This window comes from uncultured Gilvimarinus sp. (genome assembly GCF_963972205.1).
Lineage (GTDB): Bacteria > Pseudomonadota > Gammaproteobacteria > Pseudomonadales > Cellvibrionaceae > Gilvimarinus > Gilvimarinus japonicus.
In genome coordinates, this window is sequence record NZ_CAXAUC010000011.1 from 19,509 (window position 1) to 40,700 (window position 21,192).

Consider the following 21,192-nt stretch of genomic DNA (forward strand, 5'->3'; position numbering starts at 1 on the left):
ACTAATCAAGGGTAATGCTTGAGAAAGTCACCTGAGCATAGTGACCGGCTCGAGAATCCTCTTCCCACACCCCGGACCCGGCACAGCCCGCGTACCACATTCCATCCTGATCTTTGCTACTGCACTGATTGTAGGCACCGGCCTTAAAGTAAAACCAGTCACCGCTGTAACCACGGGGGTTATCTAGCTCATCAACTTTACCGTTAGGATTGACGTTGTTTGATAGATCTACCGCATACTCAACCTTCGGCTTGCCTGCCGCCTCGAAGGTAAGCTTCATTACATTGCCGTCGACGTCAACCGTATAACTAAACGTCTCGCCGAGTGACAACCCCTGCCCGCCCGGGTCTTGGGAAGAGTCCCATACGTTACCCCACACGGGGTACGCAATATCCGTGCGGTTGGCATCGTCTTTCTCAAGGTTTCGCTCGTAGGTCCAAAAAACAGAGCCGCGGTCGTGATTAGGCCATTTTTTGTAGTAAATCTTCAGCGGCTCATTGCCGTAACCAAAACCTCTGGCCATGCTGTCATCTTTACCTGCATGAATTTGTCCTACTACCACAGAGAAAGCAGGCTTTTTATCAGGGTTTTTAGCCTCGACGGCAACGTGATTAACCGCCAGGGTGGCCGACAGGCGCCCGCCAATAGAGCCATAACGAGACGCCTTGGAGTGCGCCGCCAATGCAAAGTTATTGCCTGGTGCTTTGGTTTTTGAGCCTTGCGGGTCTATCATCTGGCGCAGCTCGCTGCGGGTATTGGTAGAGCCGGAGGTTGTTTTTGCTTTATTGGGTGCGGTAAAAACAACTCCGCCACTTTCATTAGCGTAAAAAAACCTAGGCTCTAACAGCCGACTAATGCTAGGAGGCTCTACTTCATCAATTTTACCGTCGCGATTACTGTCCATGGGCAGTGTTATTTTCCAGCGGGATAGATCCATAACCGAGCCTGGAATTCTCTTGCCGGCAAGATCTTCTGCGGTATAGGCGCTTTTTTTAGGAGGAGCCTCACACGCAGTCAAAAGCGTAAATGAAGACACTACGGCCACAACCACAACCGGCACACTGCGCATTGATTTTTTTAAGTTTATTATCATCTTTTTCTCCCACGAATGTTTAGGGTTAAAATAGTTCGCTATATTTCATGAAAACACATACCGCCGATGTGCTCTTCAACGGAAAACAAATAGTTTTTTTGTTTATCTGCAATAAGCACCATGCCCGCAGCACCAGTAACCGATCGATAGGCCTTGGAAAAACCACCATCAATACATATTAGCTGACCTTTGGCGTGCCGCGGTGATTCGCCATCTTTAAGTTTTACCGGAACGTGGCCATTTACAAGAATGCTGTGTTCATCACCACTGAGCTCTTTGGCTACCGTTGCAACAAACGCGGGGGTATCCCGCGCATCAAAGTATGGATTTTTCCCCTCTTTGTGATACTGCCGATCAGCAACAAAGTAACGTTCAAAGGTCGTCATTTTCTCTCGCCCAAACAAGGGCGAGCAAGGGCCACACCACAAGTACCACGCAATATCCGACAGATACTGGCAGCTTTTTGTCTCGCGGCGCGAGTAAGATTTTCTAAGCTGAAGCTCTAACGCATCAAACAGAGCCCGCCCTTTTAACGCGCGGTCATTGACCGAAAACGCAACCGGCTGTAAATTGGCATCGACCGGAAGACAACCATGATACATGGTGTAGCCGTCATCCGTGTGCAGCAGACTGCCATTGGCAAAAAGAAAGTTTATGTGGGCCTGCAAACGCTTAGAGCGAATAAACTGCGATTTCAAATCTTCCATCAAGCGCCACTCTTGATCGGTAAGAGAGGCGGTTGACTCTGGATTCAGCGTTGGAAAAAGTTTGTCTGTCAAATTAACCAGGCTTCCCTGCAGCTCAATGACGCCTGAGGCAAAATCAACTTTTTTCAGCATGGCCCGATGCTCGAGAGAGAAGTGTGGGTTCCTCTCAATGATTTGCTGCTCCAGTTTAAACTGCACAATGGCGATAGCTTTGTGCATTGCCGACCAAGACTTTGCAGAACAATTATCGGTGTTTTCGCTCGGAGCGAAGTTTACACAGGGATCGCTTTTGTAACAGTCGTCGGCCAGCTCGGACAGTTGCTCCAGACAAATGCCGTAGTCCTGTGTCAAGGTGTTAATATGGCCATACTTCAAGCAAAGGCGCACAACAGTTGCGATACACTCTAACGAGCCAGATGCAGCCCCCATCCAGAGCACATCATGATTGCCCCACTGAATACTCACAGCGGGAAGGCTCTCTAATTGCTCAAGTATCTGCGGCGCATCAGGCCCTCTATCGTATACGTCGCCCACCACATGCAAGCGATAACGCAGTAAGGCCGTAACTGCATTGGCGATATAGCGACAAAGCTGCTCACGATCCTGATCGTCCAGCAGCGCGATCGCCTCTCGGCGCTGCTCATCAAGCACACCGGTTATAGCGTACTCATCCAGAATATTTAAGAACCAGCTACAGGTGGCAAAAGCGTCCACTCCCACCGGCCAAAAACGTCGATCCTGCTTGAAGGTGAGCAGCACCTCCATCATGGACGTCAGGTTTCTGAAGTGATCCGACACCTCAATGGATGAGACCTCTTCACCTAGTAAATAATGCCGCAGTGCCCCCAAGGGTGCGTCAGGGTTGCAAGACAAATAGTCACTGATTAACGCCTCGAGCACCCCAAAGCGCTCGCTGACCAGAGAGGCAAACACATCCCCTTGACCATGTAGATCTGATATAAAAACTCTGTAAGGCTGTGTTTGCATCTATCTGTCACCACCAAAATAACGAAATAGAATAGGCTAGAAAACGCTTTCGCAGTTCAGCTCGCGGCAAATGTCGGTCAGCTTCGATGAGAAACCTTCTTCAGCTTTACGCAGCCAAACGCGGGGATCGTAAAACTTTTTATTCGGTACATCCGCCCCTTCAGGGTTGCCAATTTGCGCTTTAAGGTAATCTTGACGATCTTCATAAAAGGTGCGAACGCCATTCCAGTAAGCCCACTGCAGATCAGTGTCGACATTTACTTTAATAACACCATACTCAATGCCTAAGGCGATATCCTCAGCTGACGATCCGGACCCACCATGAAAAACAAAGTCTACAGGGTTATGACTCAAGCCAAACTGTTGGCTGAGGTGGTCCTGAGAGTTTCTCAATATTTCTGGACGCAACGTAACATTACCCGGAGAGTAGACACCGTGAACATTGCCAAAAGAAGCCGCGATGGTAAATTTATCACTGATTTGGCTAAGCTTTTCATAAGCATACGCAACCTCTGAAGGCTGAGTATACAAACGTGACGAATCGATATCGGTGTTATCCACACCATCCTCTTCACCACCGGTCACACCCAGCTCAATCTCCAAAGTCATACCTATCGCACTCATCCGCTTTAAGTACTCACAGCAGGTGGCAATATTTTCCTCTAGTGGCTCCTCGGACAAATCAATCATATGTGAAGAAAATAGCGGTTTACCATGCAGCTGGTAAAACTCCTCACCAGCGTCCAGCAACCCATCGAGCCAGGGAAGCAGCTTGCGTGCAGCATGGTCTGTATGCAGCATCACGTTAGCACCATAGGTTGGAGCCATTGAATGCACGTGCAAAGCCGCCGAGACGGCACCTTTAATAGAGCCCTGATGGTTTGAGTTGGCAACTGATTTTCCGCCGTAAAACGCGGCGCCGCCGTGAGACAACTGAATAATAATAGGAGCACTTAGCTCGGCCGCTACCGCCATAACACTATTAGCGGTGCTCGAGCTGGTAATATTCACGGCTGGCAACGCCATATGCTGGGCCTTGGCATAGGCAAACGTTTTAGTAACGGCGTCACCAAGAATGACATTTTCAGGTAAGGTTAGCTTATTAATCATGGACAACTCTCTTGTGGATTGCTGGATACGCAGGCTAGATTGACTGAAAGCTGGGCATGTCACTTTCAGCAATAATGGCGCCTTTATGCTGTATCACCGTTGAGGCCAGGATATGGCCTTTTTTTGCTGCGCTTTCTTGACTCTCACCTTGTGAGCGATAGTGTAAAAAAGCAGCGTTAAACGAGTCCCCTGCCGATGTGGTATCTACCACCTCAACCCGGCGGCCAATAACCATCGCCCGAGTTATACCGTCGTCGACACAGCAACCTTCTGCGCCCATCTTAAGCACAATCTCCCGAGCACCGCACTGGCGTATTCTGTCAATCACAGCATCTTTGTCGGCTTCACCATAGAGCATCGATTCGTCGTCTATGGTGGGTAGGGCTATGTCGCTGATAGCGTAAGCCCGACTGAACGCCTTTTGAGCAAGATCAGTGCTTTCCCATAAAACCGGACGATAGTTGCCATCAAAGACTATTTTTTTTCCATTTATCTGCAGCTCCTGCAACATAGCAAAGAGCCTGTCCTGAGACGCGGCATCAATAACCGCCAGACTGATTCCAGATAAATAAATAAAATCAAAATCAGACAGCTGCGAGGTAAGCCGTTGTTGTTTCGCATCGCTATCTAAAATATATTTGGCCGCAGCATCGTTACGCCAGTAGATAAAGTGACGCTCACCAGACTCATCGTTGCTGATGTGGTAGACACCGGGCCGCTTAGTCGAGTCGATTTTCACTAAACTGGTATCGACACCGTTTTTTTCCCACTGGGCTATCATCCAGTCGCTTGCGTTATCATTACCCATCGCCGTCACAAAGCTAGACTTACTACCAAGTCTGGCCAAGTAAACTGCGGTATTCAGGGTATCGCCCCCGTAGCCGATAAGCGCAGGCACCTTAGCCAGATCCGGAGCCAAACTACCGCTGGACATCTCCAGCATGCATTCCCCAATAGCTGCAATCTTCACACACTACCTCTTTCGTAGAATAGGCCCGGTCATTCTACGGGCCAGATAAGCTAACAATTAGGAAAACAGCAAGCCGCCGTTAACATCCATATTTAACCCAGTAAGGAATGATGCCTCGTCGGACGCTAGATAGGCGACCACATCAGCCACCTCATCGGGAGAGCCTTCACGGCCCAGAGGCGTTGCGCCGGCAACATTCTTACGAGCTTCGTCTTTGGTAAAAGTGTCATGGAAGGTGGTGCTAATCATACCCGGGCACAACGAATTCACTCTAATTCCACGACCACCTAACTCCTTGGCCATCGAGCGAGTAAACGTCATCACCGCACCTTTTGCTGTGGCATAAGCTGACGCACCAGGGCCACCACCATCGCGACCTGCCTGCGAAGAGAAGTTGATGATAGAGCCGCCCTCACTCATGTGTGGGGTCACGAATTTAGTCAATAAAAAAGTACTGGTTAAATTTAAGCGAACGACAAAGTCGAAGAACTCGGAATCCATTTCATCAATAGTCTTACGTGCAACCAAGCCACCCGCCACATTGACCAATATATCGATTTTCTCACCGAAAGCTTCTTGGGTTTTAGCCACAAGGTTTTGCACCTCGTCTGGGTTTCCCATATCACCGCGAACCAAAATCGCCTCTGCACCTAGCGCCTTAACCTCGGCTAAGGTTTTCTCAGCCTGATCTTGACTGCCAAAGTAGTTGATCACCAGCTTGGCGCCTTCTTTCGCTAGCTTCAAAGAAATAGATTTACCAATGTCACGACCGCCACCGGTAATAACGCAAACACGATTTTTAAGTTTCATATAACACCCACCTAAGGATCAATTGTTGTCGCGGAGGTGAAACCTTGCCGCCAAGATAAACTGTTTTTGGTACCAAGCTGGTAGGCAAACGTCAGCAAAACAACAACTTCGCCTACTGACACAAGCCATCAACAAAGGTCAACTACTTTCCACCCACCATATCCGCGCGAATGGGGCTGAAGATATCAATCAAGATACCAGCCTCTAAACAAACCGCTCCGTGCTCTTCATTGGGTGGGACATAAAAACAGTCGCCACCTTTCAGAATCTTTTTCTCGCCATCAATCATGACTTCAAACTTACCGCGCTCGACATAGGCTACTTGTGAGTGAAAGTGGCTATGAACATAGCCCTCACTACCCTCTTCGAATGTCACACGAACCACCATAATCTGCTCGTTGTAACCCATAATGCGACGTTTCACACCGGGCGCCACATCCTCTTCCTCGATGGTATCCATCTCAATAAATTTACTAGATTCAATCAGCATCATCATCACCTGCATCTATCAAAAAAATTGGATATCGTTTGTTCGCACCACTAAAATCCACTGCGATAAAAATCAGTTTTTTGCTTTAACGACCTTAGCCTCGGTTGGACCGGAGCTCTTATCACCACCAGCCAAAACCAGAGTAAACGTTCCCGTTTCACCCATATTTACCGTTAACTCCGCACCAGATTGTGTCACTTTATAATCTAATGACTTTAAACGGCTATAAGCATTAGTGACATATTCGGCGGTACCATTGTATTCACCGTGAGGCTCGATGACGGAATACATCACAACATTGCTCGCCGTTAGGCGACGTATTGCGCCCTGATCACGACGGAGGTTGTGATTGGGGTCGTTAGCGCCAAGCTGGAAGAATAATGTTTTCGCCGAATCGTCGCTGTCAGAGTAATGCCCGTAGGTATATGAGTAGAAGCGATCAACGAGCAACCAGGTCAATCGATTTTTACTCGAGGCACTATTGCCCTGACCACGCAACAGCATATGCTGATAACCATTATCCTCGCCCATAGGCTTCCAGGTATTGAAGCTCTGGTAGTCAGATAAATTGTGATCAATTATCTGACCATTAAAGTGCAGCGGCAAATCATACTGGTGCGCGGCATCGGACTGAATCGAAACCACATCAATAACAAAAGGCTCCACTGACTCAGGCTTAATCAGAGCTTGCACCCGGGAAAAATTGACGCCCTCATAAGCGGTATTAATGCGACCGATACTTATATCGGCTAACTCACCGGACACAAAATCGACCTGCTCGGCTGGCTTTTTGTTCGCTTCTTTCAAATCGGCGTTGAACTGGCTTTTTTGATCAACCACCAAAGTATTGTGCGCAACACTCTGTTTCGCCCAAGTATCATTCTCTTGCAAATAATGGCCGCCGTACTTCGCCTCGACGTTAAGGTAGCGAGCGGCACCATAATCTGTGACGACCTCCTTACCATTGTCGTAGAGTTGCCAGCTGAGACGATCGTAATGGCCGTGGCCCATGCCTTGGCTGGTATTCTTGGAGACCACCAAGGTGCCAGTCTCGTTATTACCTGAGCGCATCAATGCTAAGGCGCCCTGTTTACCCGAAGCTCCATCGCGATAAATTTTTGACTCGTACGGGTATGGCGCCACCGAGTTGCTGGCAATAATTTTAGAAAGAGCAACCCCTCCGGCGCTAAGGCTGACGCGCTCCTGCTGCCTCGCAATATCACTTAAACTTTTGTCGGAGGTAATATCATAGGCAATAGCGAGTGCCTGCACTAACTCTTCGGTTTTAATGCCTTTGTCTTTAATCGCGTCATTAATGGGCAAAAACAGGCCGTTATAGCTCAACTCAATGACGGTATAGATCGCTTTTAGCAAAATGCCGTCGCGATATGCAAAAATAGCTTTGTCCGGGTCATTGGTTTGAATGGCTTTAGCAAACCAGACAAACGGCATCAGAGCATAACGCTGATAGTAAGGCCCTTCGGTGTAATAGCCGTCGGGAGAAAACAGCTTGTCCAACTGCTTATAAAAACCCGACTCACCGCTTAAATCCAAGCCTTTAAGCGCTTGGGCGACATAATCTTCACGCCCCGTTGCATAGCCCACCATACCAACTGCTGCAACCGCCCATGTGCCATGGTTGTGAATCTTGTCAAAAGTCTGCGGCTGCCCCTTCGACAAATAGTCCGCTACGGGAAACAACAGGTTATTTTGTATATGGCTTTTTTGCTCATCGGTAAGGGCGTCGGCCACCATATCGTATGCCTGAATGGTATAAACCAACCACACGGCCTCGTTCAGGCTCTGCCAGAAAAGCTTACCCGGTGTCTGCTCTTTTTTCTCAGGGTGTAGCCCAAGTGTCGGATACATTTTAGCGTAAGCATTTAGCATGTCGGTAACATATTTACTGTAGCGACTTTCACCGCTCAACTGAAACTGCAAGGCAGCCGCGTACATTGCTTTATAGTTTCGCTTATGCTGCTCGTGCGTATATCCACCGCCGGCGTCTTTGGGCCAAGGTACCACGATGCCCTCGGTTAACGCCGCATCAGCCAAACGTTTATTATCCTGCATGGATTGCTCCAGCAGGCCGCCAGAAGCCTGGCGCAGCGCAGTGATATCACTTTCACTGATTACCAGCGACGGCGATTCGGCAGCGGCAAGGTTCATCCCGCCAAGTAGCAAGCAGACTATGCCGCTGGTTTTAACGATAAAAGAAGGAATCTTCATAGCCATTTACTCAGAAAAATTATTGTTGTCAGCGGTGAACGTCGACTCCATACCCGGCACGATACTCTCTACCCGATACAGCGGCTTATGGTTGTAGTCGTTATCTTTAACCCGAATTACAGGACCGCCCACCGTGTGCTGAACCAAAACGGGGGCGCTGTTATCAAAGCGACTATTCTGGATCATGGCGCGCTGCACACCGTGGAGCAAAATGCTGTTACCTTTGGCGCCAGCAGCCGGAGACTTGGTTACGGTGACCTGGTCGACATTTACATGCGGACCAAAAGTACTTTCATCGGTACCACCTCGATACACCGTCATCAAACCCCCATTAACATTACTTACTTGGCTGTTTTTCACGGTAATGTACTCAGCGTTGTACATGCCATAATCGTCTTTTTCGGAATCTAGTTTTAACACTGAGCCTGTTATATTGCTAAAGCTGGAGTCACTCACTAAGACATAATCGGCAAACGTGCTCTTGCGCAATTTGATAACGTCAAAATCTTTGTTGATATTTAAATCCGAGACCTCGACGCCCAACAGCTCAAGTGCAAAATTTTTGTTCATTGGGGCGCTATCGGAGCGAATCACAGCGTTAGCCTTATCGTCAGGGGCGCGCGCACCACTGATCGACAGATCCTGCAGGCGAACAGAGCTACCATTCATCAAATCAATAAGTGACTTACGGCCAAAGGTCAGTCGGGTTTTCCCCTGACCAGCCCCGCGTATAATCAAAGGTTTATCCAACAAAATGGTTTTTGCCACATGGTAGTCACCTTCGGCAAGCACCAGCTCAGCCGCACCCTCTAATTCACTGTAGGCTGCGGTAAGAGTGTCTGTACCTGGCTTCACCTTAACCGTTTTAGCAACAGCAAAGCGATCCGACTTCTGATACTTTGGATACCAAGAAACACCTACTTGCTCTTTAGTCACCGGTAATGGAGGCGCCGCCACATTTAAGCTGTTGGACTTTTCAAAGCCACCTGCCAACTCGTCGCCCACCGCAAAGTTAACTTTATTGCCGCTAAAATCGATGCCTTTTACACTGTCGTGCAACTCAAAAGGTGACTCTTTAGAGTCATTAACAATGGTGTTATTAACAAAACGGCTGTTTGACGGCGCAGCACTGCGCTCTTCATCGCTCCCGGCGCCAAAGATAATACGTTCGACATTGACGAGTGTGTTGCCAGTGATTAGCGCATTATCTACCTGGTGATAGCGATTAATAGGCGAGTTAGGCACACCGTTCATCACCACTAAACCGCCACCAAAGCGCGAACCGGTCAGCCCTGATAGATAATTATTTTTAATCACTTGATCGGCATTAATGACGCGAATACCACCGGTATGATCGACGCCATTACCGATAAAGGCGTTGCCTTCGACTAAGTTACCGTTACCGTGACGTAAGGTAAGTGTGCCTCTGGACTCGAAAAACACATTATTCTTAATGGTATTTTTGCCAGATTTATTGGATACAATTTCGACTTCACCGTCGCAATGGTCAAAGTAGTTATGAGCCACAGTCGTCAAAGAATCACTTAAGGAATAGTGACTAGTGCCGATCCGCAGTGTCTCGCCACCATTGGAACCCAACACCGGTCGCGGACCAAAATAGTTGTACTCAATGACATGGCGATTTTCCCGGCTGTGCTCGGTATCGAGCCGCACCGCCATGGTCACACCTTTATTGCGCTTAAAGCTAAAATGGTTGTGATCGATACGGTTATTTTTGCCGTAGACACTCAGCCAGTAATCGGTCTCATAACGATCAGGGTTGCTAAAGTCGTCGATTACCACTTCGGTTAAACGAGTATTAACGGCAATCGTTGAGTAATCCGACGGATTTTCTGGTTTATCGGTGCGAAAGGATATGACCGCATCGGAGGGTGTATAACCGTCTTTAAAAACCAATCCGCGAACCACCAAGTATTCGCCCGCCAATTTCAGGTTGGAGCGCCCACTGATAATCGCCTTACCGGGATTTGCGGCGGCCAATGTAATAGGCTTCGCTTTCGTTCCGCGACCGGTAAATACAAATTCGACATCACGCCAAACACCGTCCTGCAGCAAAATCCGATCGCCAGGCGCCAGGTCACCCACCACTTGCTGATACTCAGAAAAATCAGCAACAGGGTAATCTTTTGCCGCACACAGCGCGGGGACTAAAGACAGTAAAAACACACTAGAAAAGATCGAAATTTTATTATTCATAGCAATCACACCACAATTTCGCTCAAAAAAACGACCCGGCCTCCTATCATTAAGGAGGCCCGGCCATGGTAGAGCCACATATCGGAACCAGCGGCAACGCTGACCTCTAGCTTGGGACCGGTGCTCATATCCACTTATTTTGGTCGACACTAGGACTCATTAACGGCCCTACAAAGGCAAACAGACGCATATCGGGCGGCATCACAAACCGCAAAACTGCCACATTCACCCCTCTCGACCACTCTGACCACAGGTTATCAGCGGTACAACAATAGTGTCAACCAATTATTATTACAGAAATGGTTTACATTGAGTTCAAACTAGCTTATACCTAAAACCCACAGGATTAAGGGTGTCTCAGAACAACAAATAATTGCTGCCACCCCCAGCGGTTAGTGGTTGGCAGTAAGGTTTTTAGCGGCAATAACAACGGCTTAGCCGCCTATAAAAGCTTTTAGCCCGGAAATGTAAAGCTCACAAAGGATGGTTTACGACACAACAATAACAAAATCGTCTACCAAAACTCATTACCAATTAGCTTTAGTCGTGTTAGGATTGGTTACATAGCTATAACATAATCAAGCTGGAAGGCGGGAGACGGCCAATGAGCAAAACCAGTGGTACAAAAAACCAGCGCACATACCGCAAGGTTGCACAAAAAATTCTGCAGGCGCTGAATTCTGGTGAATTCCCGGCCGGCGCTCGCCTGCCCCCAGAACGAGAGCTATCAGAACGGTACGGCGTAAGCCGCCCAACCATCCGCGAAGCTATAATCGCCTTAGAGGTAATGGGCCTGGTAGAAGTGCGAACCGGCTCTGGGGTGTACGCACTAAAGTCGTCGCAAACAAAAAGCCTCAACCCGCGCGAATACAGCCCATTTGAGATTACTGAAGCCCGGGTGCTGGTGGAAGCAGAAGTTGCTGCCCTGGCAGCCTCTACCATGACCGAAGATGAACTGGACGAATTAGCAGCCGCTTTAGAGGAGATGGTACTGGAAAACAAAAACGGCAACTTAACCTCTGAAGTTGCCGACAAGAAATTTCACTCGGTTATTGCCGACGCGACCCAGAACCGGCCGCTTATTAGCATTATTCAACACCTTTGGGATATCCAGGCCAACCTACCCGACATAAAAAGAGCGCACCAATCGGTTTGCCGAACCGATGGCTCCAAGCGTGTAGAGGAACACCGCGACATACTTAACACTTTGCGAGCCCGCGATTGTCACGCGGCCCGTATCGCTATGCGTAATCATTTTTCGCGCTCACTTGATGCACTGCTCGAAACCACAGAGCAGCGCGCCGTCGAAGAAGTCCAGCGGCAGCTAACCGAACGGCGAGAAAGATTCTCGCTAAGCAGAATTAAATATTCACCCGAGCAATAACTAAACCTTTATCCATAAATACCGAACTCACAGTTAAACAACTTCTTAGGGAGTACAATAATGAAAGTTAAAAATTTACGATGGTGGGTGATTGCCCTGATCGCGCTAGCCACCATTATTAACTATATTGACCGCCAAACGATGAACGTGCTCTGGGCCACCAGCATGGGCGAAGAGCTATACCCAGACTTAGATGCCGATGGCCGTAAAGCGATCTACGGCACAATCTCTGGCTTCTTCATTTTGGCTTACGCTTTGGGTCAGGCCATATTCGGTAAAATTTTTGACTGGGTGGGCACCCGCATCGGCTTTGCACTTTCGATCGGGGCCTGGTCCATTGCCACCGCGCTGCACGCTTTTGGTCAAGGCGTTGTCTCCCTAAGCATTTTCCGCAGCCTACTCGGGATAGCGGAGGCCGGTAACTGGCCCGGTGCAGCCAAAGGCAATGCCGAATGGTTTCCAGCCAAAGAGCGCGCCCTGGCTCAGGGTATTTTTAACTCGGGCGCGGCCATCGGCGGCTTGGTTTCGATCCCGATTATCGCTTACTTGGCGATCCACTTCAGCTGGCAAGCGATCTTTGTCATCGTCGGCGGTCTCGGCCTGCTATGGTTAATTCCTTGGCTGGTTCTGGTGAAAGCACCACCCAAAAGCCATCCATGGATTACCGAGGCCGAGCGCGAATACATTCTGACAGGGCAAAAAACCACGCCTGCAACCGACGATAATAACGTCGAAACTGAATACGCCCCCAACACCAAAGAAATGCTGTCACGCAAACAAAGCTGGGGGGTTATCATTGCCTCTGCCGCTATTGATCCAATTTGGTGGCTGTTTGTTTTTTGGATACCCACGTATCTTGCCGAAGTGTACAACATGGACGTTAAAGGTATTGCCTTATACGGCTGGGTTCCCTATGTCGGCGCGATGTTCGGCGCTTGGTTTGGCGGTTTGCTCTCGCAAAACCGAATCAATGCCGGCTGGACAATCAACAAAACCCGCAAGTTCGTTATTACCCTTGGCTGCTTACTCATGCTGCCGTGCCTACTGGCAATGGCCAACCCCGGCGGTCCGGTTAATGCGGTATTGCTTATGGGGATTATTCTCTTCGGCTTCCAAACCACCATCAGCAGCGTACAAACACTGCCAGCTGATATGCTGAGCCAAAAGTCTGTGGGGTCATTGTCGGGTTTTGCCGGTATGGCGGCGAAGTTTTCAGCGTGGGGGCTTACTGTTTTTGTTCCCTGGTTAACTCAAGGCGGCAACTATACCCCTGCGTTTGTTATTGGCGCCTCTCTAGCGCTGATTGCTCTGGCCGCTGTTTGGATTCTAATTCCAAACGTTGAGCCGCTAAAGGCTAAAAGTAAGTCTTAGGACGTTCCGCGAGCTGATCAGGCGGCTCGCACCTCCCTAAGCCGCTCGAATCAATCACTGGTATTGGCTCGGGCGGCTTTTTTACGCCTTCGAAAAAACCTGATAGCACTCCTAAATGCTCGGCCCATTAACAACCTTTACCCCCACCCCTGACCGTCACTCAGTAGCGCACCGAGACGACCTACCCCATGCGCCCAGCCACAAAACTGCCCCCTCAGGTGAGCAATAGGCTACATGGGCGCTCGCTTATTTTGTCGCCCACCGCACGAGTCAGCGCAGATGATAAAGGTTAATACCCGCAACAGATGCGAACAAAAAGTAAATGCTAGCGGGGTAGATGAGCAGGAAGGTGCCGTAAAAAACGCAAGTCTTTGCCAATTTGAAGCGAGAAAAGCTACAAACAAAAAAACCGCGCTTTGGCTGTTGCACCAAAGCGCGGTTTTTTAACGTATCGTCAAATTACTTTTCTAACTTGACAAAGTAATCGAAGATCTCGGGAACATTGCCATCCCCCATTCCCGAATCAAATGCAGCCTGCAAGTGCGATGAGGTGCCCTCGGCGATCGGGGCTTTAGTATTCAGATCTTTGACCATCTCCAGAAAATACCCCAGATCTTTATTAGCATTAGCGATTGAAAAACCCAAGTCGCTTACACCGTCTACGGCGTACTTTTTGCAAAACTGCATAAAAGGAGAGCTCGACGGCCCGGTCGACATAATGTCGAATAATTGCTGGCGATCAACCCCTGCCCGGTCGGCAACCGCAAACGCTTGCGACATGGCACACACCGTCGTCATACCCATAAAGTTATTGATCAACTTAGTGGTATGACCTGCACCAAGCGCACCCAGGTAGAACACATTCTCTCCCTGCATCTCTAGCACAGGCTTGACCTTCTCGAAGGTTGCTTTGTCGCCAGAGGCCATAATATTAAGCAAGCCATCTTTTGCATGCGCCGGTGTGCGACCCAAGGGTGCATCGACCATACCCGCACCCTTTTTGGCCAAATCTGCGCCAATTTTACGAGTGGACGCCGGGATCGAGGTGCCAAAATCAACCACCACAGCGCCCTCTTTAATGCCGGCTAGAATGCCGTCATCGGCATACATCAGCTTCTCAACCACGTCAGAGGTGGTAAGACAAAGCATGATGACGTCACTGGCTTGCGCCAACTCTTTAGCTGACTTAGCCTCTTTCGCACCTCGAGCCAGAACAGCATCTACGGCGTCTTTGTTTAAGTCCATTACAATTGGCTCAAAACCTTTCTTTTGCAGGTTTTCAACCATGTTACCGCCCATAAGGCCCAAGCCAATAAATCCAACGACAGGTTTAGCCATGTCTGACTCCTTAAATGTATTTTTCAAACTCAATGTAATAGGTAGAACACTTAGCTCTCACAGAAATTAAGGTGACTGTGAGCAGCCATTGCTAACGAATTCCGGCCTTTAACTATTTGGCGTCTTTCGAAAAAATCCGTCACAAAGTGATTCGTTGTTGTCACTGCTCGAAGCAAAGGAAAAGAAAATCATGACCGAGAAAGCCAAGTTCTTATTATTCATATCGCCCACACCACTGTTGCGCTCAAAAAAACAGGCCGAGCCTTACTCGCAAGAAAGGCTCGACCCAAGGAGAGCCACACACTAGAGAACAACTAACACGTCGACCTCTAGCTTTGATCAGCGTGAAATGACCCGCCGAACCTAACGACGCTTAACAGCGTCAACACCAACCGGTGTCCTAAGCTAAATTCAGCCATCATCTTCGACCGCACGCTTAGACTACCAACAGCGCACCCAATATGTCAACCAATTATTATTACCGGATTGTTTTTCATTAGCCCACGGTAATGCCGACTCGGCAAGACAACAACAAAATGGGTCGCTACTTGGGCCGCAGCTTGCAGCCACTGGGCTTTTGATCACGCGCCGACGCGAGCAACGGCAAACCCTATCGAGCCCATAGCCATTGGCACTCCTAGACATCGCAAAGAGTGCAAGCTGAGCCATAGCAACCAGAGTGTATTACCAATAAAAAGGCGAGAATGCGACCACAGGGCGCCAACGATACCGGTAACCAGCCAACCCGGCGCCACCTTCAACGCCGCCCCCAAACACAGCGCGGCCGCATCTGGCCTTGCGAGTTAAACGGCTCGAAGAGGTTGTGACGCGCGCCATGAGATGCAGAGCTTCAAGAGCCGTTGATAAGCGCGCTCCGCAAGCGGGACTTATAAGAGTGAACCGATAAGAGGCTATCGGCAGCCGTTTATGCAGGACATAACCTGTAAGCATATTGCCGCGCCCGCAACCCTAATCAGCAGACACATTTATAACACTAGGCGACGGGCCCTTATTTGGCTTTCGCTATCAAGCCATTAAGGCCTAGTAGTATTTTTTTAGCGGTTGGCGGCGGGTTGCTTGTCATCTCTAAATAGGCCTCGTGCATGCCCGCCACAAAACTATCGGATGGCGGACGGCCGGAAAAGTCATCTAAGCTGGGAGTAAACGGCAGTCCGACGATCTCACACATCGCTTTTTCTAGGCCCTGTGGCCTAGCCTCAACCATCTCGAACTCGTATTGTTCTTGCTCTGACCGACCACAAGGCGTGTACCAAAAGCCGAAGTCGTCCAAACCCCGGCGACGATCTCCCGCTAGGCAATAATGTGATAGCTCGTGCAGCAAGCTTCTTGGGTAGTTGCTCCTAAAGTGAACTTCTGCCGGAGCCCCACCCTTAGGGGCCACATAAACAGGCTCCTCTGCCCCGCCAATAAAGCTCACCTCCGGGAGTATTTCTTTCAACACCCCAATCAGAGCTCTACAGGCGTCATCGTCACTTGCAAACAAACTCATTTCAATGTCTCTATTGCCCTCGCCCCACCGGGCGCGGCTGGCTCAGGTCGCAGGTTAACGATATACGGCGTATCAGCTGCGGCGCTTATGGTGACGGAAATGCTCCCAGTACTGCCCCAACGCACGAAATAACCCTCAACAGCCGGCACTCCTGCGGCACTTTACCCAGTCAAACATTCAGGCCAAATGTCGTTAATTTCGTCAACTCGCGGTCAAAATCGTCACTGTGTGGTGGGACGAATTTAGTTCAACGCGGCGGCCTCAACCGCCAGGGCATTAATTTTTGTCAGGCAGGTATTGTGCTAAAGCAGATAAGCATATACCTTATGTAGTGATGGCCCTGTTATTGCGGGTATCGGTTCGCAATAGCGTGTAATCGTACCCTTATGTATTTCTCAATCAGAGCCTCGTCCGGTCCCCGGCCTCATCTAGGAGGTGTGTATTATGAAGACCCCCGTCAAAAACGACAACTCAGATAACGTTGTTGATTTCTTTTCTGGCAAATCCTTCAGCGAACTCCACGATCAGCGTTTTATACGCCTGTCGGCCGAGCTCGACGGACTGGAAATGCTCTACTCCAACGAAAGTAACCCAGACAAGCTCTTTAGTTTAAAGATTTTATGTTGGGGCCTTAGGGCCAACGGTGATGTCGTGGGGCTAGTCCCCTGGCTGAATGACATTGTCGCGTGTACCGACGTCTTTGACCCGTTAAACGGTCAGTGGGAAGGCTATTACGATGCCGGTATCGACGAAGTCTTTTTTGATGCCCCGATGCACAAAATCATCGAACTGGAAACAGCGGCTGAGTACTACGAGCTAGAGTGCGAAAACGACGACGATGTGGTCCAAGAGCTGCCCGACACCATCGGCACGCACGCGGTATTGGCCAACCCTGCTAATCATCAGCTAACACTGGTGGAGGTAGTAAGCTGGCGGCTACTGCACGACGGCAGTATCTACGGCATGCTTACCGATGCCGACAAGGTTAGTAGCACCCCGGTGCTCCCCGGTGATGAATGCTTATACTCAGCGCAACAGCACGATGAGTTTCGCTACTTTTTTCAGCACCAAATTGCCAACAAGATCAAAGCCGAAGACCCAGAAGCACTCGCGGCCATCTCGATGCTCGTCGAAGAAACCCCATAAACCAAACTTTTGTAATCTATCGCTCGGCCAAACGGATGGTGTAATAATAAACACCGTCCGTTTCTTTATCTGCGACTAACTCGTGACCTAAAAACAAACAGAACTTAGGAATGTCACGCGTCGTCGATGGATCTGTCGCCTGCACCTCAATAACATCACCCACCGCCATTTTTTTTACCGCCTGATGCAGCATCATGACGGGCTCTGGACACAGCAAGCCTTTGGTGTCCAAAATATTATCAACTTTCTCATTCATAGCGTCATATCATCTTAAAACCGCCAAGCAACGGCCTGAGCGGTTGCTAAACTTAATGTTAGTCACGTGCGGCGGCGGCATCGCTTTTGTCATCGCACCAAGGCATGCAAAACCGTGCTTTTACCAGTGACTTTTTTATATAGTATCAGATGCCACCCCGGAAAAGCCTGCCACGCAGGCTTAGCCTATGATTCCTAAGCGTCAGATGGCGCGGGAGCTTGTTGTTATGGCACATTTGTACGGCTGCGAGCCAGGTTCCAACGGTTTCACGCCCGCCTCACAGCAAATGTTTAGCTGCCAAAACTTACTGCTTACACAGGACTTACTGCGCGATACCGAGCCCGCGCTGGCCCAGCAAGTTTGTAAACTACTGCAGCAAACAAACCAACACGGCAGTTACCACCAAAGTATTGATCGTCGTCAGATAGGTTTCTACCCCCTAATCAACGAGCTGGGCGCCCAATCGATTACCCGTATTATTGCCAACCTTACCGCAATGGGTACGCTGTGGCTGGAGCAATCACCGCCCCAGCGTCACAGCGCCAGACCGCTTAAACAGCTACTGGACGAATGGATAGCGCTTGGCGATTGGTTGGTTCACACGGCAGCAGTCCATTAATTTTTGCGTTACAATAAAATAAAGGCGCCAAACGGAGGCGCCAACCAAGAGCTGAAAAGCCGCGCAAAAAAGGTAAACCATGATTTACGTTTTAGTCGAAAGACACATCGCCGACACAATGGAAAGCACTTACGATGTGGCCGCCCAGATGGCACTCGAGGCAGCCCACCGTGCACCTGGGTTTATTTCTGGCGAAACATTGAGCGATATGCAACGCGGCAACCACCGCTATTTGCTCTCGAAGTGGCGCTCGTTACACGACTGGAAACAGTGGTATTACAGCGATGAGCGGCACGAGGCCATGAACCAGCTCAACCCAACTTTATCAGACTTTGAAAAAATTACCCTGCTAGAGCGCTAGCGTTTTAGCAAGCGGATGTGCCCGGTAACCTCTTCACGGTCGTGGTACAACTGCTTAAACGCAATATCCGCGTTAATCCCAGCGGCCGCCATCGTATCGGCTAGCCGCTCGGTCAGTTTCGTTACCTCTGCGTAACGCTGCTTCATCGGTAGCTTTAAGTTGAACACCGCCTCGCGAAACAGGCGCCGCTCGGCCCAGCGACCTATTAAGCTGGCCGTACGTGCCGGTTTATCGGCTATATCGCACACCAGCCAATCCACCGCTTTTTTCGGCTCGTAGACAAAACCGTCCATTTCATGGTGCATCACCTGCCCGGTCTCCATCAGCGACTGCGCCATTGGCCCATTATCGACTGCATCGACAAACATACCTCGATTCACCAATTGCCACGTCCAGCCACCCGGCGCGGCACCAAGATCAACCCCACGCATACCACCGGCCAGGCGTTCATCCCATTCATTCGCAGGGATAAAATGGTGCCAGGCTTCCTCTAACTTTAAGGTCGCCCGACTCGGTGCGGCCGAGGGCTGGCGCAACCGTCGGATGCCCATGGCCACGCTAGCACTGTTGTTAACGGGCGCCACGCCCACAACGGCGCTGGTGCCCGATAAAAACAACACGTGTAAACGCCACTTTGCCGAAGGCGCTAAGCGCTGATGGCGTTTAAGCGCCTGAATAAACGGCTTACTAAACTTACGCGCCAACGCCGTGAGCGACTTGCCATCGTTAGTGTCGGTGGTTTCGGGCCATAGATCGCAGGCCACCGGCAATGCTTGCGCCTGCGCCAGCAGCGGTGTTAACCGGTCATTGACTGGCAGCTCTTGCAAGATCCCTTCCCCGACAAACCACTGGCGCGCAAATATTAAGCGTTTAAATTCGAGCCACTTAACTAGCTGCTCCGCGCCATCGGGCTCGTGGGTGACGTAGATTACCAATGCACTTGCAGGCTCCGTTTTGCTAAAACCATAAATGCCGTAGGCTGCGGCCAAATCATTTATTTCGGCCACACATTCTTTCTCAAAGCCGCTGCGACAGTGCAAATAAAGGTGATTCACGTTAGGCTCCTAACGGTTGTACTCACAATAAAATCCGCCGCCGCTCGTGCGGCCGTGGCTATGTGCTGCTCCTGCGAGTAACCCGAGCGAACCCGGGGTTTAAAATCGTGATCACCGTCTTCCAACCATTGCAGCGCGATATTCTCGGGCAACGCATAACCCGTCACTTCTTGGCGGTCGCCAAGTTTGTCTCGCGTGCCCTGGATGATCAACGTCTCACAAGGTAGTTGTTGCAAGGTATCAACCCGCAATTTATCGGGCTTAGCAGGAGGATGAAAAGGATAACCAAAACAAATCACGCCAGGCACACTGATATCTGCTGCTAACACCGCCGCCATCCTTCCTCCCAGTGATTTACCGCCAATAAACACCGGCCCGTTAAACTCCTGCTTAGCCATAGCTAATGCCGCATGCCAGGCTTGGATAAGCTCGGATTGACGGTTGGGTGGGCGCTTTTTACCGTTCAGGCGCCGCTCGACCATATAGGGAAACTCAAAGCGGCCGACATTAATACCCAGCTCACACAGCAGCTCACTTAAGCGCTGTAAAAAGCCACTATCCATCGGCGCGCCAGCGCCGTGCGCCAAAACAAGGGCTGGCGCATCGTCTCGCGCCCGATCAATCAATAACGCCACCGACTAGATTCCTGGAGGCAGTTGATCGGCCGACACCAGCGAGGTGGTTTCGATTGCAGGGTCAAACACAATCACCACGGTACCGCGCTCTAGCTGGCCACGCACCTGACTCACTTTAGTGGTAAGCGGCACGTCTTGCTCGCCGTATTCAGTACCCTCGCGGGTGACAAATTCTTCGATCAGCGCATCGAGGGTTTCGGGCGCTAGCTGCTGATGGGGAATAATCATGTTTGCCTGTGTTATCTTAGGGGTGCGTTTTGCTCAGTGGCGGCTTACGCCTAGCGGCGCCGTATATCATAATCGAGTCATGACAATAAAAGGACATCACGTGAACCAGCATCTTGTACTCACTGTTATCAGCGCAGACCGCCCCGGGGTTGTGCAATTGTTGGCCAAAACCATTCACGCCCATCAAGGCAGCTGGCTAGAGAGCCGGATGGCCCACTTGGCCGGTAAGTTTGCCGGCATTCTACAGGTCGCGGTGCCCGATGAAAATCACTCTGCATTGCTTGCCAGCTTAAAAGCACTGTCAAACGATGGGCTGCACATCGTGGCCGAGCTCGCCGACAAAGAAACCGACAGTAGCGATCATCACTTTGCGTTTAGCGTGGTAGGCCCAGATCGCACCGGCATTGTGGTCGAAATTGCCGAGGCCTTTGCCGAGCGCGGCATCAGTGTGGAGGAGCTAGAAACCGATTGCTCCAGTATGCCTTGGTCGGGCGACCCGATGTTTGAGGCTACGGGGTTTATCCGCGTACCCGCCGATGTGGACATGGATGATTTATACGATCAGCTTGATGTAATCGCCGACGAGCTTGCGGTGGATGTTCGTATTGAGCAACCGGAGGCGCCCGAACTTAAGCATTAACTCTGACTTACGCTTTACATACCTCCGCCCTGCAGG

Annotated in this window: 20 protein-coding genes; 6 read left to right on the top strand and 14 right to left on the bottom strand. The window is 50.1% G+C overall.

Annotated features, from left to right (window positions below):
* Position 1: 1 nt before the first annotated feature.
* From AACY82_RS14415 to AACY82_RS14450, 8 genes are all read right to left on the bottom strand, one after another.
* The gene (locus tag AACY82_RS14415; RefSeq protein ID WP_339617547.1) at positions 2-1,093 is read right to left on the bottom strand and encodes a polysaccharide lyase family 7 protein; all 1,092 of its coding nucleotides are present in this window, start codon (positions 1,091-1,093) and stop codon (positions 2-4) included.
* Between the two features lie 38 nt (positions 1,094-1,131).
* Positions 1,132-2,787: a fructose-bisphosphatase class III gene (locus AACY82_RS14420; RefSeq protein WP_339617548.1), complete on the bottom strand. Its 1,656-nt coding sequence runs from the start codon at positions 2,785-2,787 to the stop codon at positions 1,132-1,134.
* 36 nt (positions 2,788-2,823) lie between these two features.
* A complete protein-coding gene (gene fbaA, locus AACY82_RS14425) occupies positions 2,824-3,897 on the bottom strand; it encodes a class II fructose-bisphosphate aldolase (RefSeq protein WP_339617549.1) in 1,074 nt (357 codons plus the stop codon).
* Positions 3,898-3,931: 34 nt separating this feature from the next.
* Positions 3,932-4,867 carry a sugar kinase gene (locus tag AACY82_RS14430; RefSeq protein ID WP_339617550.1) on the bottom strand — a complete coding sequence of 312 codons (936 nt, stop codon included), beginning with the start codon at positions 4,865-4,867 and terminating at the stop codon, positions 3,932-3,934.
* 57 nt (positions 4,868-4,924) lie between these two features.
* Positions 4,925-5,677 carry a 3-oxoacyl-ACP reductase family protein gene (locus AACY82_RS14435; protein ID WP_339617551.1) on the bottom strand — a complete coding sequence of 251 codons (753 nt, stop codon included), beginning with the start codon at positions 5,675-5,677 and terminating at the stop codon, positions 4,925-4,927.
* Positions 5,678-5,819: 142 nt separating this feature from the next.
* Positions 5,820-6,167, bottom strand: a complete 348-nt coding sequence (locus tag AACY82_RS14440; RefSeq protein ID WP_253966361.1) for a cupin domain-containing protein — start codon at positions 6,165-6,167, stop codon at positions 5,820-5,822.
* Positions 6,168-6,239: 72 nt separating this feature from the next.
* Positions 6,240-8,396 (bottom strand): alginate lyase family protein, encoded by a 2,157-nt coding sequence (locus AACY82_RS14445; protein WP_339617552.1) that lies wholly within the window; start codon positions 8,394-8,396, stop codon positions 6,240-6,242.
* Positions 8,397-8,402: 6 nt separating this feature from the next.
* Positions 8,403-10,613, bottom strand: a complete 2,211-nt coding sequence (locus tag AACY82_RS14450; protein WP_339617553.1) for a polysaccharide lyase 6 family protein — start codon at positions 10,611-10,613, stop codon at positions 8,403-8,405.
* A gap of 604 nt (positions 10,614-11,217) precedes the next feature.
* On the opposite strand from AACY82_RS14450, the gene AACY82_RS14455 reads away from it, so the two are divergent.
* Together AACY82_RS14455 and AACY82_RS14460 are read left to right on the top strand one after the other, a co-directional pair.
* Positions 11,218-11,997 (top strand): FadR/GntR family transcriptional regulator, encoded by a 780-nt coding sequence (locus AACY82_RS14455; RefSeq protein WP_339617554.1) that lies wholly within the window; start codon positions 11,218-11,220, stop codon positions 11,995-11,997.
* A gap of 60 nt (positions 11,998-12,057) precedes the next feature.
* Complete coding sequence (locus AACY82_RS14460) at positions 12,058-13,368, top strand: MFS transporter (RefSeq protein WP_339617555.1); 1,311 nt, start codon at positions 12,058-12,060, stop codon at positions 13,366-13,368.
* Positions 13,369-13,827: 459 nt separating this feature from the next.
* Here the strand turns inward: AACY82_RS14460 and AACY82_RS14465 are convergent, their stop codons facing one another.
* Both AACY82_RS14465 and AACY82_RS14470 read right to left on the bottom strand, forming a co-directional pair.
* A complete protein-coding gene (locus AACY82_RS14465; RefSeq protein ID WP_339617556.1) occupies positions 13,828-14,739 on the bottom strand; it encodes an NAD(P)-dependent oxidoreductase in 912 nt (303 codons plus the stop codon).
* Between the two features lie 976 nt (positions 14,740-15,715).
* Positions 15,716-16,216 (bottom strand): elongation factor P hydroxylase, encoded by a 501-nt coding sequence (locus AACY82_RS14470; protein WP_339617557.1) that lies wholly within the window; start codon positions 16,214-16,216, stop codon positions 15,716-15,718.
* A gap of 444 nt (positions 16,217-16,660) precedes the next feature.
* On the opposite strand from AACY82_RS14470, the gene AACY82_RS14475 reads away from it, so the two are divergent.
* Positions 16,661-17,362, top strand: a complete 702-nt coding sequence (locus AACY82_RS14475; RefSeq protein WP_339617558.1) for a hypothetical protein — start codon at positions 16,661-16,663, stop codon at positions 17,360-17,362.
* Positions 17,363-17,378: 16 nt separating this feature from the next.
* Here AACY82_RS14475 and tusA read toward each other — a convergent pair whose 3' ends face one another.
* Positions 17,379-17,618 carry a sulfurtransferase TusA gene (gene tusA / locus AACY82_RS14480; RefSeq protein ID WP_339617559.1) on the bottom strand — a complete coding sequence of 80 codons (240 nt, stop codon included), beginning with the start codon at positions 17,616-17,618 and terminating at the stop codon, positions 17,379-17,381.
* 187 nt (positions 17,619-17,805) lie between these two features.
* Here tusA and AACY82_RS14485 point away from each other — a divergent pair, with 187 nt between their 5' ends.
* Together AACY82_RS14485 and AACY82_RS14490 are read left to right on the top strand one after the other, a co-directional pair.
* Positions 17,806-18,237, top strand: a complete 432-nt coding sequence (locus AACY82_RS14485) for a hypothetical protein (protein WP_339617560.1) — start codon at positions 17,806-17,808, stop codon at positions 18,235-18,237.
* Positions 18,238-18,316: 79 nt separating this feature from the next.
* The gene (locus AACY82_RS14490) at positions 18,317-18,598 is read left to right on the top strand and encodes an antibiotic biosynthesis monooxygenase (protein ID WP_339617561.1); all 282 of its coding nucleotides are present in this window, start codon (positions 18,317-18,319) and stop codon (positions 18,596-18,598) included.
* On the opposite strand, the gene rlmM is transcribed toward AACY82_RS14490, so the two are convergent.
* The 3 genes from rlmM to AACY82_RS14505 are packed head-to-tail and all read right to left on the bottom strand — an operon-like array spanning position 18,595 to position 20,516.
* Positions 18,595-19,653, bottom strand: a complete 1,059-nt coding sequence (rlmM, locus tag AACY82_RS14495; protein WP_339617562.1) for a 23S rRNA (cytidine(2498)-2'-O)-methyltransferase RlmM — start codon at positions 19,651-19,653, stop codon at positions 18,595-18,597. The two genes, AACY82_RS14490 and rlmM, sit on opposite strands and share 4 nt — an antisense overlap.
* A complete protein-coding gene (locus tag AACY82_RS14500) occupies positions 19,650-20,288 on the bottom strand; it encodes an alpha/beta family hydrolase (RefSeq protein WP_339617563.1) in 639 nt (212 codons plus the stop codon). The genes rlmM and AACY82_RS14500 overlap by 4 nt, the downstream gene beginning before the upstream one ends.
* A gap of 3 nt (positions 20,289-20,291) precedes the next feature.
* On the bottom strand, positions 20,292-20,516 hold the full coding sequence (locus AACY82_RS14505; protein WP_339617564.1) for a YheU family protein: 225 nt from the start codon (positions 20,514-20,516) through the stop codon (positions 20,292-20,294).
* Between the two features lie 100 nt (positions 20,517-20,616).
* On the opposite strand from AACY82_RS14505, the gene AACY82_RS14510 reads away from it, so the two are divergent.
* The gene (locus tag AACY82_RS14510) at positions 20,617-21,156 is read left to right on the top strand and encodes an ACT domain-containing protein (protein WP_339617565.1); all 540 of its coding nucleotides are present in this window, start codon (positions 20,617-20,619) and stop codon (positions 21,154-21,156) included.
* Positions 21,157-21,192: the final 36 nt, after the last annotated feature.

Bases quoted from the DNA above. Each gene is read 5' to 3' on its own strand.
- AACY82_RS14415 (WP_339617547.1), bottom strand. From the start codon at position 1,093: ATGATAATAAACTTAAAAAAATCAATGCGCAGTGTGCCGGTTGTGGTT.
- AACY82_RS14420 (WP_339617548.1), bottom strand. From the start codon at position 2,787: ATGCAAACACAGCCTTACAGAGTTTTTATATCAGATCTACATGGTCAA.
- fbaA (WP_339617549.1), bottom strand. From the start codon at position 3,897: ATGATTAATAAGCTAACCTTACCTGAAAATGTCATTCTTGGTGACGCC.
- AACY82_RS14435 (WP_339617551.1), bottom strand. From the start codon at position 5,677: ATGAAACTTAAAAATCGTGTTTGCGTTATTACCGGTGGCGGTCGTGAC.
- AACY82_RS14440 (WP_253966361.1), bottom strand. From the start codon at position 6,167: ATGCTGATTGAATCTAGTAAATTTATTGAGATGGATACCATCGAGGAA.
- AACY82_RS14445 (WP_339617552.1), bottom strand. From the start codon at position 8,396: ATGAAGATTCCTTCTTTTATCGTTAAAACCAGCGGCATAGTCTGCTTG.
- AACY82_RS14450 (WP_339617553.1), bottom strand. From the start codon at position 10,613: ATGAATAATAAAATTTCGATCTTTTCTAGTGTGTTTTTACTGTCTTTA.
- AACY82_RS14455 (WP_339617554.1), top strand. From the start codon at position 11,218: ATGAGCAAAACCAGTGGTACAAAAAACCAGCGCACATACCGCAAGGTT.
- AACY82_RS14460 (WP_339617555.1), top strand. From the start codon at position 12,058: ATGAAAGTTAAAAATTTACGATGGTGGGTGATTGCCCTGATCGCGCTA.
- AACY82_RS14470 (WP_339617557.1), bottom strand. From the start codon at position 16,216: ATGAGTTTGTTTGCAAGTGACGATGACGCCTGTAGAGCTCTGATTGGG.
- AACY82_RS14475 (WP_339617558.1), top strand. From the start codon at position 16,661: ATGAAGACCCCCGTCAAAAACGACAACTCAGATAACGTTGTTGATTTC.
- tusA (WP_339617559.1), bottom strand. From the start codon at position 17,618: ATGAATGAGAAAGTTGATAATATTTTGGACACCAAAGGCTTGCTGTGT.
- AACY82_RS14485 (WP_339617560.1), top strand. From the start codon at position 17,806: ATGATTCCTAAGCGTCAGATGGCGCGGGAGCTTGTTGTTATGGCACAT.
- AACY82_RS14490 (WP_339617561.1), top strand. From the start codon at position 18,317: ATGATTTACGTTTTAGTCGAAAGACACATCGCCGACACAATGGAAAGC.
- AACY82_RS14505 (WP_339617564.1), bottom strand. From the start codon at position 20,516: ATGATTATTCCCCATCAGCAGCTAGCGCCCGAAACCCTCGATGCGCTG.